Annotated in this window: 11 protein-coding genes; 2 read left to right on the top strand and 9 right to left on the bottom strand. The window is 40.0% G+C overall.

All coding sequences use genetic code 11. The features are described 5' to 3' along the window. Positions 1-132: 132 nt before the first annotated feature. Positions 133-1,779 (bottom strand): chaperonin GroEL, encoded by a 1,647-nt coding sequence (gene groL / locus GNP81_RS10530; protein WP_155673673.1) that lies wholly within the window; start codon positions 1,777-1,779, stop codon positions 133-135. 77 nt (positions 1,780-1,856) lie between these two features. Beyond that, on the bottom strand, positions 1,857-2,147 hold the full coding sequence (locus tag GNP81_RS10525) for a co-chaperone GroES (RefSeq protein WP_005417156.1): 291 nt from the start codon (positions 2,145-2,147) through the stop codon (positions 1,857-1,859). 537 nt (positions 2,148-2,684) lie between these two features. Here GNP81_RS10525 and GNP81_RS10520 point away from each other — a divergent pair. Together GNP81_RS10520 and gpmM are read left to right on the top strand one after the other, a co-directional pair. Then, positions 2,685-4,049, top strand: coding sequence for an MATE family efflux transporter (locus GNP81_RS10520; protein WP_072055613.1), 1,365 nt, complete (start codon positions 2,685-2,687; stop codon positions 4,047-4,049). Between the two features lie 405 nt (positions 4,050-4,454). Then, a complete protein-coding gene (gene gpmM, locus GNP81_RS10515) occupies positions 4,455-5,987 on the top strand; it encodes a 2,3-bisphosphoglycerate-independent phosphoglycerate mutase (protein WP_017018388.1) in 1,533 nt (510 codons plus the stop codon). Between the two features lie 513 nt (positions 5,988-6,500). Here gpmM and galE read toward each other — a convergent pair. The 7 genes from galE to GNP81_RS19510 form a co-directional block, all read right to left on the bottom strand. Further along, positions 6,501-7,508, bottom strand: coding sequence for a UDP-glucose 4-epimerase GalE (gene galE, locus GNP81_RS10510; RefSeq protein WP_012532835.1), 1,008 nt, complete (start codon positions 7,506-7,508; stop codon positions 6,501-6,503). Between the two features lie 391 nt (positions 7,509-7,899). Then, entirely contained in the window at positions 7,900-8,853 is a 954-nt protein-coding gene (locus GNP81_RS10505) for a DHH family phosphoesterase (protein WP_072055615.1), read from the bottom strand. A 276-nt stretch (positions 8,854-9,129) separates the two neighbouring features. After that, positions 9,130-10,296 carry a nucleotide sugar dehydrogenase gene (locus GNP81_RS10500; RefSeq protein ID WP_072055616.1) on the bottom strand — a complete coding sequence of 389 codons (1,167 nt, stop codon included), beginning with the start codon at positions 10,294-10,296 and terminating at the stop codon, positions 9,130-9,132. 170 nt (positions 10,297-10,466) lie between these two features. After that, positions 10,467-12,395, bottom strand: a complete 1,929-nt coding sequence (locus GNP81_RS10495) for a nucleoside-diphosphate sugar epimerase/dehydratase (protein WP_072055617.1) — start codon at positions 12,393-12,395, stop codon at positions 10,467-10,469. Between the two features lie 14 nt (positions 12,396-12,409). Continuing rightward, complete coding sequence (locus GNP81_RS10490; RefSeq protein ID WP_072055618.1) at positions 12,410-12,958, bottom strand: sugar transferase; 549 nt, start codon at positions 12,956-12,958, stop codon at positions 12,410-12,412. Continuing rightward, on the bottom strand, positions 12,955-13,860 hold the full coding sequence (locus GNP81_RS10485; protein WP_072055619.1) for an NAD-dependent epimerase/dehydratase family protein: 906 nt from the start codon (positions 13,858-13,860) through the stop codon (positions 12,955-12,957). The genes GNP81_RS10490 and GNP81_RS10485 overlap by 4 nt, the downstream gene beginning before the upstream one ends. Position 13,861: 1 nt before the next feature. Further along, complete coding sequence (locus GNP81_RS19510) at positions 13,862-14,956, bottom strand: glycosyltransferase family 4 protein (protein WP_072055620.1); 1,095 nt, start codon at positions 14,954-14,956, stop codon at positions 13,862-13,864. Positions 14,957-14,963 lie beyond the last annotated feature (7 nt).

The raw sequence follows: 14,963 nt of genomic DNA, 5'->3' as shown, positions 1-14,963 counted from the left end.
AATATCAACGACCGCCTCTGAAATCTGCAAGCGAAGCGCCCTGCTCTTTCCCACGCATAAAAAAACCGAGACATCTCTGCCTCGGCTCTTCAAACACATGACGCTATCAAGCGAATTGGTTTATGGGGATGATTACATCATGCCGCCCATACCACCCATTCCGCCCATGCCACCCATGTCTGGCATTGCAGAACCTGAGTCTTGTGGCTTATCAGTTACCATAGCTTCAGTTGTGATCATAAGACCCGCAACTGATGCAGCAAACTGAAGTGCAGAACGAGTTACTTTAGTTGGGTCAAGAATACCCATCTCGATCATGTCGCCGTATTCGCCAGTTGCAGCGTTGTAACCGTAGCTACCTTCACCCGCTTTAACGTTATTAGCAACAACTGAATCTTCTTCACCGGCATTCTTAGTGATTTGACGAATAGGTGCTTCCATTGCACGAAGTGCTACACGGATACCTACGTTTTGTTCTTCGTTATCACCAACAAGACCAGCTACTTTAGAAGCAACACGGATAAGTGCAACACCACCACCAGCTACAACGCCTTCTTCAACCGCTGCGCGAGTTGCGTGAAGTGCATCTTCAACACGGTCTTTCTTCTCTTTCATCTCAACTTCAGTAGCAGCACCTACTTTGATTACTGCAACACCGCCAGCTAACTTAGCTACACGCTCTTGAAGTTTTTCTTTATCGTAATCAGATGTTGCGTCTTCGATTTGTTGACGAATTTGAGAAACACGGCCTTGGATGATTGTCTCTTCACCAGAACCATCGATGATAGTTGTTGTTTCTTTTGTGATAGTTACACGCTTAGCTTGACCAAGATCTTCAAGAACGACTTTTTCAAGCTCTAGACCAATCTCTTCAGAAATTACAGAACCTGCAGTCAGAACAGCGATATCTTGTAGCATTGCTTTACGACGGTCACCAAAACCAGGCGCCTTAACAGCAGCAACTTTAACGATACCACGCATGTTGTTCACAACTAAAGTTGCAAGTGCTTCACCTTCTACATCTTCAGCGATGATAAGAAGAGGACGTGATGCTTTTGCTACTGCTTCTAGTGTTGGAAGTAGTTCACGGATGTTTGATACTTTCTTATCAACAAGCAAAATGAATGGGCTTTCTAAATCTACAGAACCCGCTTCTTGGTTGTTTACGAAATATGGAGATAGGTAACCGCGGTCAAACTGCATACCTTCAACAACTTCTAGCTCGTCTTGCAGCGCTTGGCCTTCTTCAACTGTGATAACACCATCACGGCCTACTTTATCCATCGCTTCTGCAATTAGGTTACCCACTGTTGAGTCAGAGTTTGCAGAGATAGTACCTACTTGTGCAATCGCTTTAGTATCAGCACAAGGAACAGAAAGTGCTTTTAACTCTTCAACAGCAGCTACAACCGCTTTGTCGATACCACGTTTAAGATCCATTGGGTTCATACCAGCAGCAACCGCTTTTAAGCCTTCAGTAATGATAGCTTGAGCAAGAACTGTTGCTGTTGTTGTACCGTCACCAGCCGCATCGTTTGCTTGAGATGCCACTTCTTTAACCATTTGTGCACCCATGTTTTGGAACTTGTCTTCAAGTTCGATTTCACGAGCAACAGAAACACCATCTTTAGTAATAGTTGGTGCGCCAAATGATTTATCTAAAACAACGTTACGACCTTTAGGGCCTAATGTTACTTTTACTGCATCAGCCAGAACGTTTACACCTTCTAGCATTTTGATTCGTGCGTCGTTACCAAATTTAACGTCTTTAGCAGCCATCTTTATTTTCCTTTTAAAAATCTTTTAATTTATTTAGTTAATAAAATTCGAAAAACGAATTACTCAACGAGTGCTTATTATTCAACAATAGCCATGATGTCATTTTCAGACATGATCAGAACTTCTTTACCATCAATCTTTTCAGATTTAGTACCGTAACCTTCAGCAAAAATAACTGAATCACCAACTTTTACGTCTAAAGGCTGAACCGTACCGTTTTCTAAAATACGACCTTTGCCAACAGCTAAAACCGTACCGCGAGTTGATTTTTCAGCAGCAGAACCAGTTAGTACAATGCCACCTGCAGATTTTGATTCAACTTCTTGGCGTTCAACGATTACACGGTCATGTAAAGGACGGATATTCATGGGACGTCTCTCCTGATAATTTTCCATTTAAGAATAAGGTGCCATAATTTGGCTTTGATTTATTAATGGGGATGTGGGGGATTGATTGCAAGGGTTTATGGCTAAATATTTAAAGGAAAGAGCAGAGTTCAGATCGGTCGCAGGCTCCCTTGCAGAATTCAGAGGTGATCGCTGAAGGCTATACGCTTCGCTAACTAGAAACTAGACCGCTTCGCTTCTATAAGAGCAAGAGCAAGAGCAGCACCATACTCGCTTTTGATCTTATAGTATCTAGTTAGCGCAGCGTATAGTTTCTAGTTCTATACTTAGCGAACGCTGTAGCCACCACTATCACCTCTGAAATCTGCAAGCGTAGCGATCTGAACTCTGCTCTATGCTCTCCTATGGGACGAAGTCCTCCTTAAGCGAAGCGTGCTGAACTCTGCTCTGCTTTTCCTGAAACCTAAAACCTGAATCCTGCTCTTCCTAGTCCCTAATCCCTCGAATCTCGCCCCTATTTCCTATACACTAGCCATCCCACCACCACACGAGAAAACCATGCTAGATAAACACGGGTTACTCACTCAACCTATCAGCGACGTGCTTCGTAAACTCACGACGCCTATGGTTTTTGGTATGGTCGCCATTCTGCTATTCAACTTGGTGGATACCTTTTTTATCTCCTTACTCGGCACCGATGCTTTAGCTGCAGTGAGTTTTACTTTCCCCGTCACCTTTGCAGTAAACTGCATCACCATGGGAATAGGTGTTGGCTTGTCAGCATCCATAGGTCACTTACTTGGTGAAGGCCATAGCAAACATGCTGCAGAATTAACGACTCATGGCTTAATCTTAGCCATCAGTTTAATTCTGATTGCTTGTGTTCTCGGGTTCTTCACCATCGACCCACTCTTTACCCTTCTCGGTGCTGAAGACAAATTACTTCCTCTTATTGATGAATACATGTCTATTTGGTACTTAACCATACCTTTACTCGTTATTCCGATGTCGAGTAATAGCGCAATTAGAGCCACAGGTGACACCAAAACCCCAGCCAAAATTATGATGTTAGCTGGGCTAATTAACGGCATTCTCGATCCACTGCTTATTTTTGGTTATGGCCCCTTCCCTGAGCTTGGAATTCAAGGTGCTGCTATTGCAAGTGCGATCAGTTGGTTTGGTGCTCTTATCGCTTCATTCTATGTACTCACTCATAAAGTAAAACTGCTTGCTCTACCAAATAAAAATACACTTATTTCTGATTGGAAACAGATCTTAACTATCGGTTCCCCTGCCGCATTATCTAACGCTCTAAACCCAATATCGGGGGCTATTTTAATGATGATGCTTGCGAGTCAAGGGACTGTTGCTGTCGCCTCTTATGGTGCGGCACAACGAGTCGAATCATTAATGCTGCTGGTTATCATGGCATTAACGTCATCACTTAGCCCATTAGTGGCTCAGAACTTAGGTGCAAAACAGCCTGAACGTGTCAAAGAAGCCATATTTCTAGCCATTAAGTTCTCTGTCGCCTTTCAGCTCTTTCTTTATATTCTGATTGTTCCACTTAGCATTCCGATCTCTCACTTATTTAGTCAAGACGATGCAGTTCAACACGGTTTGTGGATGTACCTTATTTGCGTTCCATTTAGCTACGGCTTTCAAGGCATCGTTATGGTGCTAGTAAGTAGCTTAAATGCAATGAAAAAACCGTTATATTCTTTCAGTTGGAGTTTTATGAGGTTGTTTGTTTTTACATTACCAACCGCATGGATTGGCAGCCAAATTTATGGAATGGAGGGATTATTTATCGGGATTGCAATGGGAAATGTGATGGGTGGTATTAGTGCGTTTTGGTATGCGAGAACAGGAATCAGGTTCGAGGACGCTGCGCTCGAGGAGCGAGGAAAAGCTAAGAGTTAGGAAGAGCAGAGTTCAGGTTTCAGATCGGTCGCAAGCTCCCTTGCAAGGTTCAGAGGTGATCGCTGAAGGCTATACGCTTCGCTTCTATAAAAGCAAGAGCTGCACCATACTCGCTTTTGATCTTATAGTCTCTAGTTAGCGCAGCGTATAGTTTCGAGCTCTGTATTGCGATCGCTGTAACCACCACTATCACCTCTAAATTCTGCAAACGAAGCGATCTGGACTCTGATCTACTTTTCCTGAAACTTCTATTTTTGCTCTTACTCGCCCCTTGAGGACGAAGTCCGTCCTCGCCACTCGAAGCGAAGCGTCCTGCTCTTCCCCTAGCCCATTTTCAAACTTTGTAGTAAAATTACACAAAGTTATTTATTCGAATTTATTAAGTTATTGACGAGGAACACCTTTATGTCAGCTAAGAAGCCTATGGCTCTAGTTATTCTTGATGGTTACGGTCACCGTGAAACTCAAGCAGATAACGCAATTACAAACGCAAACACTCCAGTTCTTGATGGCCTAATGGCTAATCAACCAAACACGCTAATTTCTGCATCAGGTATGGACGTTGGTCTACCTGATGGTCAAATGGGTAACTCTGAAGTAGGTCACACAAACATCGGTGCTGGCCGTGTTGTATATCAAGATCTTACTCGTATCACTAAAGCAATTTCTGATGGTGAGTTCCAACAAAACGAAACACTTGTAAACGCTATCGACAAAGCAGTTAAAGCAGACAAAGCTGTTCACATCATGGGTCTTATGTCTCCAGGTGGCGTTCACTCTCATGAAGATCACATCTACGCTGCAGTTGAAATGGCAGCAGAGCGTGGCGCAGAGAAAATCTACCTACACTGCTTCCTAGATGGTCGTGATACACCACCACGTTCAGCTGAAAACTCTCTGAAAAACTTCCAAGAGCTATTCGCTAAACTAGGTAAAGGCCGTGTTGCTTCTCTAATTGGTCGTTACTACGCAATGGACCGCGACAACAACTGGGATCGCGTACAAAAGTCTTACGAACTAATGACTGAAGCAAAAGCAGAATTCACTTTTGCAACAGCAGTTGAAGGTCTTGAAGCAGCTTACGCTCGTGAAGAGAACGATGAATTTGTTCAAGCAACTGAAATTAAAGCAGAAGGCGAAGAATCAGCAGCTATCGTTGATGGTGATGCAGTTATCTTCATGAACTACCGTGCTGACCGTGCTCGTGAAATTACACGTGCATTCGTTCCTGATTTCGATGGTTTTGCTCGTAACGTATTCCCAGCAATCGATTTTGTTATGCTGACTCAATACGCAGCAAATATCCCTCTTCTTTGTGCATTCGCTCCTGCGTCTCTAGAAAACACATACGGTGAGTGGTTATCTAAAGAAGGTAAAACTCAACTGCGTATTTCTGAAACTGAAAAATACGCACACGTTACTTTCTTCTTCAATGGCGGCATTGAAGACGAGTTTGAAGGTGAAGAACGTCAACTAGTTGCTTCTCCAAAAGTAGCGACTTACGATCTACAACCTGAAATGAGCGCTCCTGAACTAACTGAAAAATTAGTTGCTGCTATCAAGTCTGGTAAATATGACGCTATCGTTTGTAACTACCCTAACTGTGACATGGTTGGCCACACTGGCGTATACGATGCAGCAGTTAAAGCAGTTGAATCTCTAGATGAGTGTATCGGTAAAGTGGTTGACGCAATCAAAGAAGTTGATGGCCAACTACTTATCACTGCTGACCACGGTAATGCTGAAATGATGATCGACCCTGAAACAGGCGGCGTTCACACAGCTCACACTAATCTTCCAGTACCTCTAATCTACGTTGGTAGCAAAGCGGTTGAGTTTAAAGAAGGCGGTAAACTGTCTGACCTAGCCCCAACTATGCTAGCACTAACAGATACAGCGATTCCTGCTGAAATGTCTGGTGAAGTTCTTTTTAAATAAGAAAAGAGCAGAGGCGAGAGGCGAGGACGCTTCGCTCGAGGAGCGAGGAAAAGCTTTAAATCGTCGATGAAATAAAATGCCCACAGGTTTGTAGCCTGTGGGCATTTTTATTTTAGAGGTAATAGAGTTCAGATCGCTTCGCTAGCAGAATTCAGAGGTGTGCGCTGAACTAACAACACCCAAAAAAGTTCTCTCCCTTAGACGCTATAGCTATGAGATCGATACCGTCAATACAAGGGGAGTTAGAGGGGGTTGGTTACACCATATTTAATGATAAAGACAAACTAAACTCCATCACTAACAACCCCTCCTAGCCTCCCCTTATATCAACATCTCTAATCTCAACAGTACATCTATCAAGGGGAGGAACAGTACCGTGCTCACTGCAACCACCACGATCCCCCCTGAACCCTGAAAGGGAGCCTGCGACCGATCTGAATCCTGAAATCTTGCTCTTACTCGTCCCTCGAGGACGAAGTCCGTCCTCGCCTCTCGAAGCAAAGCGTCCTACTCCTAATACCCTTCAGGGTTATTCGACTGCCAGCGCCACGTATCCGCAGTCATATCATCAAGAGACAACTTCGCTTCCCACTTCAGTTCTTCACGAGCTTTTGCTGGATCAGCCCAACATTCTGCAATATCACCAGGACGACGATCGACAATCTTATATGGAACTTTCGCACCAGAAGCTTTCTCAAAAGCTGTTACCATCTGAAGAACACTATTGCCATTACCCGTACCTAGGTTATAGATATGTAAGCCCGCTTCTTGGCCTTTGTATTTTAGTGCTGCTAAGTGACCATCAGCCAAATCAACCACATGGATATAGTCACGAACGCCAGTACCATCAACCGTTGGGTAATCATTACCAAATACAGATAAGAATTCACGACGACCAACAGCCACTTGAGAAATAAATGGCATCAAGTTATTTGGAATACCTTGAGGGTCTTCACCCATAGTGCCTGATTTATGAGAACCAACAGGGTTAAAGTAGCGTAATAGCGTTACACTCATTTCAGGATGTGCTTTTTGGATATCCGTTAAACACTCTTCTACCATCAGCTTACTGCGACCATAAGGGTTCGTTGCTGATGTTGGGAAATCTTCACGGATCGGTGTTGATGCAGGATCACCATAAACCGTTGCAGAGGAACTAAATACAATACTGTTCACGCCCGCTTTACGCATCGCCTCAACTAGAACCAAAGTACCCGATACATTGTTATCGTAATACATAATTGGTTTTTCAACAGACTCACCAACAGCTTTCAAACCAGCAAAGTGAATCACGCTATCAATTTGATTTTCAGCAAAGATGGTTTCTAAAATTTTTGGATCGCGAATATCACCTTGATAAAATTTAGGTTTTACACCAACCAAAGCTTCAATACGATCAAGTACGACTTCTTTACTGTTGTATAAATTGTCCAAGATGATCGGCGTTAAACCCGCTTCAATCATTTGTACACATGTATGGCTACCGATGTAACCCATTCCGCCAGTGACTAAAATATTCATTATGTATCCTAATTATTATGTTCAAAAACCAATAACATCGACTTCTAAATTCAAGATATTGTAAATCAGTTAAATAGAATTCAGAGGTAATAGCTGTACTAACAGCATCAAAGAAGGTTCTCCCCCTTAATCGCTGTAGCCATGAGATCGACATAGTTAATACAAGGGGGAGTTAGAGGGGGTTGATTACACCATATTTAATGATACAGATAGACTAAACTTCATCACTAACAACCCCTCCTAGCCTCCCCTTATATCTACATTACTAACCTCAATAATACATCTATCAAGGGGAGGAACAGTATTGTGAACGTTGCAACAACAACGATCACCCCTGAACCCTGCAAGGGAGCCTGCGACCGATCTGAATCTTGCTCTTTCGCGCCCAGCTCTAATACTTCTCTTCAACAACTTGAATAAACTCAGCGATTTTCTCTTTTGGCAATGCATTAATTCCAGCAGCAGCCTCTCGACCACCACCTGTTGCAAACGAGCTACAGATCTCTCCTGCACCTTGCTTATTATTTAACGGTGCTCGTAAAGAGACAGTATAAGTATCATCATCGTTCAACGTTATCACCGCATGCGATGAATTTGGTGTTCTATTAGCCAAAAGATTACCATAAACACCACTAATTCGACGAGCCCATGCAGTATTTGGTAACTCAAACAAAGCCAGTTTCTCACTTTTGTGCAGAGCCTCTATAGATAATGCATGATTCATATCTGATTGATAAGCACTTTGCAATTGATAGAAAGGCGATGCTTTATCTTCAATAACATCAAATGGTGACAAATATTGTCTTAATGCTTGATATAACTCAGCAGGGTCAAAGTGCAAATCATCGATTTTTGCCCCATACCCATTATAGTTTATTAATGTCCCAAGCTCTTTTAATTGAGATTTTTGCTTAGAAGATAAACCAGCGGTATCAGCTAACTCGTTAGCTTTAGCAATTAAATTATCGCCATACGCCGCCGTAATTGCCCATTCATGAAACTGACCATTCAATAATTTATCAATGATTAATGCTGTACACGTATTTGCATCTAAATCGATATGAGCAGATAAATTTTCATTCTCAGGAATATCACCACATCTATGATGATCCGCATAAAACACTTCCGCGCCAGACGCCAAAACAAGCTCTAGAGCTGCCATGTTCTTTTCCATAGAGATATCTAAAATAGTTAAACTATCTTCTGGCTTTACATCGATTTTCTTTACTAAATTAATGTCACGTTTAACACCTGTAACCAATACAGATTCTTGAGGGTAAGCTAATCGAAGTTGAAGAAGTGCAATAATGCCATCGGCATCACCATTGAAGATGTCGTAGTTCATATATCAATCCTTTTGAAGAACAAGAAGTGCTGTCTTATGGTCCTACGGTCCTGATTGGGAGTCAAGGTTAGCTTTAAGGCACTACGCGCAAAGGTTTCAGGTTTCAGGTTTCAGGTTTCAGGAAAATCAAAAGCGAGTCCCCTGAAACCTCACTTTACTTTTCAAAACAAAAAAGCGGACACAACCAATTAGTCATGTCCGCTCTTGCTTTTAAGTCTTTACTCGCCCCTATAGGACGAAGTCCGTCCTCGCCTCTCGCAGCGAAGCACCTTGATTTTAATCACTACCAAACAAATCGCGAGTGTAAACCTTATTCTCAACGTCTGATAACTCTTCCATCATACGGTTTGAAACAATCACGTCAGACACTTGCTTAAACTCAGCCAAATCTTCAATCACACGAGAATTAAAGAAATCCGCTTCTTTTAATACTGGCTCATAAACCACAACTTCAATGCCTTTGGCTTTCAAGCGCTTCATAATGCCTTGAATTGAAGACGCTCGGAAATTATCAGAGCCCGCCTTCATGATTAAGCGATAAATACCCACAACTTTAGGGCTGCGCTTCATAATGGATTCAGCAACAAAATCCTTACGAGTACGGTTAGCATCCACAATCGCACCAATAATATTATTCGGCACTTCTTGGTAATTCGCTAATAGCTGCTTAGTGTCCTTTGGTAGACAGTAACCACCGTAACCAAATGATGGATTATTGTAGTGATTACCAATACGAGGATCTAAACCAACGCCTTCAATAATCTGACGAGCATCTAAACCATGCGCCTCAGCATAAGAATCCAACTCATTAAAGTAAGCAACACGCATCGCAAGGTAAGTATTCGAGAACAACTTAACAGCCTCAGCTTCAGTTGAGTTCGTCAGTAATACTTCAATATTCTCTTTTATCGCCCCTTCAACCAATAAATCAGCAAACACCTGAGCTCGCTCAGATTGCTCACCCACAATAATACGAGATGGATGTAAGTTATCAAAAAGAGCACGACCTTCACGTAAAAACTCAGGAGAGAAAATAATATTCTCACAGTTTAGTTCTTGTTTAATACGCTCAGTATAACCAACAGGAACCGTCGATTTGATAACCATTACCGCTTTTGGGTTGATAACCATAACTTCTTTAATTACAGCTTCAACAGAGCCCGTATTAAAATAGTTTGTCACAGGATCATAATCAGTTGGCGTTGCAATCACTACATATTCAGCCTCTTTATAGGCGAATTCTTTATCTAGTGTTGCTGTAAGATTCAGTTTCTTGTTAACTAGAAAATCTTCAATCTCTACATCTGAAATAGGCGATTTTTTATTATTAATCAACTCAACCTTTTCAGCCATAATATCAACTGCAATCACTTCATTATGTTGTGCTAACAGCACTGCATTTGATAGACCAACATAGCCTGTACCAGCAATGGCTATTTTCATTCTTATGATCCTTGTAGGGAATTTTAACTAATTTGATTATAAGGGAGAAAGAAACGAGATGCGAGAATCAAGGGTACTAGAGACTATACACTTCACTAACTAGAAACCAGACCACTTCGCTCCTATAAAATCAAAAGCAAGCACAGAACTCGCTTTTGATCTTATAGTCTCTAGTCTCTAGTCTTTAAACGTATAGCTTCGGCTTTCCAAACTAAATCACCAATACCATCAACAGGGGCAAACCCTGTAGGAGCATCAATTAATAGTTGTCGAATAGTGGTATGATCAAAATTATGACAAGCAGTATCTAAATCATCTAACAATTGGTTATATTCGTTTAAAGGTAAAAACTCTTCATTAGCAGTCATAATACGCTCATGAGCGGTTTTACCCACATTATCTCCAATCAACAGCTCTTCATATAACTTTTCACCGGGACGAAGACCAGTACATCGAATCTCTATATCGCCATCAGGATTTTCATCACTACGCACTTCTAAGCCAGATAAATGAATCAGATTACGAGCAAGATCAGAGATCTTCACTGACTCTCCCATATCCAAAACAAAAACATCTCCGCCTTTACCCATCGCTCCAGCTTGGATCACTAATTGAGCCGCTTCAGGGATCGTCATAAAATAACGAGTAATATCTTTATGAGTTAATGTTATTGGACCACCTTGTGCTATTTGCTTTTTAAACAATGGAATCACAGAACCAGATGAACCAAGCACATTACCAAAACGAACCATACAAAAACGAGTACCGTTAGGCTTTACATTTTCAACTTGTGCTAAAGCCTGTAAACCAAGTTCAGCCATCCTCTTAGTTGTACCCATTACATTGGTAGGTCGAACCGCTTTATCTGTTGAAATTAAGACAAAAGACTCAACCTTTGCTTCAATGGCAGCTTGCGCAGTGTAGTTTGTTCCAAAAATATTATTACGAACCCCTTCAACAACATTATATTCAACCAGAGGTACATGTTTATACGCCGCTGCATGATAAACCGTTTGCACTTTAAATGCTTTCATCGTTGCAGCTAATCTATTTAATCGCTGAACAGAACCAAGTAAAGGCACTATATTTATCGATAACTGTTCATTTGCAATTATTTGCGATAACTCATGTTCAATCTGATACAAGCTAAACTCAGAAAGCTCAAATAAAACTAAAGTACTTGGTTTATTAAGAATAATTTGTCGGCAAAGCTCAGAGCCAATAGAACCACCAGCACCGGTAACCATCACCACTTTATCTTTAATGTTCGCTTCCATTAATTCAGATTGAGGAGTCACAGCGACACGCCCTAATAAATCATCAATAGACACTTCTTTAAGCTGCCCGATAGATAACTTACCATTAACTAAATCATCTAAGTTAGGTATAGTCAAAACCTCAACATGCAACTTCGCTAAAGACTCAATAACTATTTTTTTCTGAACTTGAGAAGCAGAAGGAACCGCCAATAGCACTGTTGATATACAATATTTTTTTATTAATCTTTCAAGGTATTTAGGTCGATAAATAGTAATACCTTGCATTGTTGTTTTATGTTTTTTTCTATCATCATCAATGAATGCAACAGGATGGAACTCCTTTCCCTGACGTAACATATTCGCTAATTGTAATCCTGCAGAACCAGCTCCATAAATCAATACTTTCTTCTTCTGTTTTCCTAATAGATCCGAAACTAAAACTCGAACGATTAATCTTGAACCACCACATAACATAACCAAATAAGTTGCATATATTACGGGTATAGAACGAGGCATGTACAAATAGTTAAAGTACGAAATAAAAACAATGAAAGCAGAAGATATAATCGCAGAAATACAGATACTTAGAACTGCATGTAAACTTAAATAACGAAGAATCGCACGATATAAACCACTTTTAGTGAAAACTAGCAATGTGCAAGGGATCAATATAGCAAGCAGCTTCCAATAAGAAACTTGCTGCATATACACTTCAATACCATCTAAACGTGTAGCAAAAGCAGCCCAAAAAGCAAAAATAATAAATAAAATATCAACAACGATACTCACAAGACGCTTCAATGGTCTTGGCATACTCCAAATCGGTTGTAAGAACTGCATGACTATTCTCTTTATTATTTAACTGCATCACCAGAACCACTACCTGTAGCGGTCATCAGAATATATTTAAAATAACTCTTTACTGTTAACGTATCGATCATTTTTCTATCAGTTTTCGCTAGTAGTGCTGGTGTAGACATATCGATATTTTGAACTTGTGCCAAACCAGTGACACCTGGCAGCACATCATACACCCTAAGAGCATCACGCTCTTTAATTAACTCTTCTTGATTAAATAAATTTGGGCGAGGTCCTACTAAACTCATTTCCCCTTTTAAGACATTGATCAATTGTGGCAACTCATCTATCTTTGTTTTTCGTAAAAATGAACCTAATTTAGTAATAGAAGCGTTGTTAGCTAAATGACTTGCAACCGATTTGGTTTCCACAGACATAGTTCGAAATTTGATTAAATTAAACGATTTTTTATTACGCCCTACTCGCTCTTGAATAAAAACAGGCGAGCCTGTATCAAACAGGCCAATAATCGTAACAATTAATAGCACTGGCCATAAAAATAACAAACCAAAGAAAGCGGCTAGAAAATCTAAAATACGTATCATTGATTATTCTCTAAAAGTGAATGCATTGATTCTTGCATAGTGTAAGGAGGGAGCCATCCTAACACTTCTTGAGCATTTGATGAATCAACTTCAAGATCTCCAACAAGTTGTTCCACCATAATAGATTTACCAAGTAGCTTGCCAGCTAACCTCATACACCATACAGGAACAGGCAGTTGAATCAGTTGTTTATTCAAACCTTTTGCAATTGCATTAGAAAAGTCTTTAATTGATACAGCTTTCCCATCAGAAGCTAAAAAAGTATGACCAGCGGCATTTGGATGATTAACACAAGTGACCAATAAATCAGCTAGATTTTGAACCGAAATAAAATCACGCTTATTACTTACTAACCCAAACGGTAATACTGGTACTTTATTTACTAAACGTGTTAAAGCTCCAAAATTACCTGGCGCAGCAGGGCCGTATACTAACGTAGGCCTAACAATAACAACTTCTAACCCCGTTTCGTCGGCAATCTTTTTGAGGCCGATTTCAGCATCGTATTTTGATTGAGCATAAGCATTATGCGGTTTCGGTTCTGAGTCCACAGAAAACGGAACTTGCTGAGTCGCTGTACCGTTAACACCAATAGAACTAACAAAAACAAAACGCTTGACTCCTGCGATTGCCGCTTCTCTAGCTAAATGAAGAGTTCCATCAACATTAACGGATTGATAATCATCATTAGTGAAAGAGTGAGAATGAGCAAGGCCAGCAAGATGAATGATTGAATCAATTTGATTAAATGCACCTTGCCAATTAGTTTTTGAATCTAGAGCTTTAATTACAAAAGAATTTGTTAGAGAAGTATCATTATCACGAACAGCATATTTTATTTGGAGTTTTTTTTGAGATACATAGTGCCCAATAAAACCTGTAGCCCCAGTCAATAAAATCATTTTATTTTTCTATATAAAGTTGTACTAATTTCTGATACATCTTTTCAAAACTATAATTTTCATCAAAATGTTTCTTTGAGTTCATACCATATTCCTGAAAAAGTATTGGTGAATCAATTAGTTTAGTTAAACATGATGATAGATATTCACTATCTCCTGACGGTATTAAAAAACCATTCCAATCAGGAATAATTAAATCAGAAATCCCACCGACATCAGATGCGATTAATAATTTAGAGCAAGACATTGCTTCAAGCAAAGACATCGGCAAGCCTTCTGATTTTGAGATCAAAAGAACAGCATCCGCTTCCTGATAGTAATCATCTACATTTCTTTTAAAACCTAAGATATTAATTTTTTCAATTAATCCCAACTCATGAATGCGCTGCTTTACAATATTCATATCAGGTCCATCGCCCAAAATATTCAATAGCCATGGCTCATTTTTTATTGTTACTAATCCAAGTAACAAGGTTTCAAAATCTTTTGGTGCTTGAAACCGAACTATAGACAATAAGCTTATTAAATCTTTTGAATGATGTTGGAACTGAGTATTAGAAGATATAGAGTGAACGCCATTTTCAATCAAACAAAGACGATTTTTAGCTATACCAATAACTTCATGAGCAAAATTTAAATCCGCTTGAGATACACAAATGACCTTCGAACATAATAGACTCAAATATTTTTCAAGTTTAATGTAAAACTTTTGCTTCGAGCCACTTGAATCTCGAATGTGAGACCATCCATGAGCAGTAAAATAAATCGTGGACGTGCTAAAAAAACCAGCTATACGACCTAATAATCCAGCTTTAATGGAATGAAGAGCTATGATGTCTGGACGGTTTATAAAAAATAACTTAAATAAATAAAAAATCGTTTTCAAATCATAAAAAAAAGAAAACTCTCTTTTCAAACAGTCAATTCCAATATAATCAATACACTCTTGTTGAACAATCGTTTTAAATACACAAGAAGAACCAGAAATTACCGTTACTTGATGTCCATCCTTTTTTAGTTCTTTGGATATATCAAGCACATGTTTTTGAGCTCCACCAACCGTATCTGCTCGTGTGATTATTTGAAAAATTTTCACTATAATC

This window comes from Aliivibrio fischeri (assembly GCF_009727955.1).
GTDB lineage: Bacteria > Pseudomonadota > Gammaproteobacteria > Enterobacterales > Vibrionaceae > Aliivibrio > Aliivibrio fischeri_A.
The sequence above is the reverse complement of the archived record's forward strand: the minus strand, read 5'-3'. Positions and strand labels throughout refer to the sequence as shown.

Bases quoted from the DNA above. Each gene is read 5' to 3' on its own strand.
- GNP81_RS10505 (WP_072055615.1), bottom strand. From the start codon at position 8,853: ATGAACTACGACATCTTCAATGGTGATGCCGATGGCATTATTGCACTT.
- GNP81_RS10520 (WP_072055613.1), top strand. From the start codon at position 2,685: ATGCTAGATAAACACGGGTTACTCACTCAACCTATCAGCGACGTGCTT.
- gpmM (WP_017018388.1), top strand. From the start codon at position 4,455: ATGTCAGCTAAGAAGCCTATGGCTCTAGTTATTCTTGATGGTTACGGT.
- galE (WP_012532835.1), bottom strand. From the start codon at position 7,508: ATGAATATTTTAGTCACTGGCGGAATGGGTTACATCGGTAGCCATACA.
- GNP81_RS10525 (WP_005417156.1), bottom strand. From the start codon at position 2,147: ATGAATATCCGTCCTTTACATGACCGTGTAATCGTTGAACGCCAAGAA.
- GNP81_RS10495 (WP_072055617.1), bottom strand. From the start codon at position 12,395: ATGCAGTTCTTACAACCGATTTGGAGTATGCCAAGACCATTGAAGCGT.
- GNP81_RS10490 (WP_072055618.1), bottom strand. From the start codon at position 12,958: ATGATACGTATTTTAGATTTTCTAGCCGCTTTCTTTGGTTTGTTATTT.
- GNP81_RS10485 (WP_072055619.1), bottom strand. From the start codon at position 13,860: ATGATTTTATTGACTGGGGCTACAGGTTTTATTGGGCACTATGTATCT.
- GNP81_RS10500 (WP_072055616.1), bottom strand. From the start codon at position 10,296: ATGAAAATAGCCATTGCTGGTACAGGCTATGTTGGTCTATCAAATGCA.
- groL (WP_155673673.1), bottom strand. From the start codon at position 1,779: ATGGCTGCTAAAGACGTTAAATTTGGTAACGACGCACGAATCAAAATG.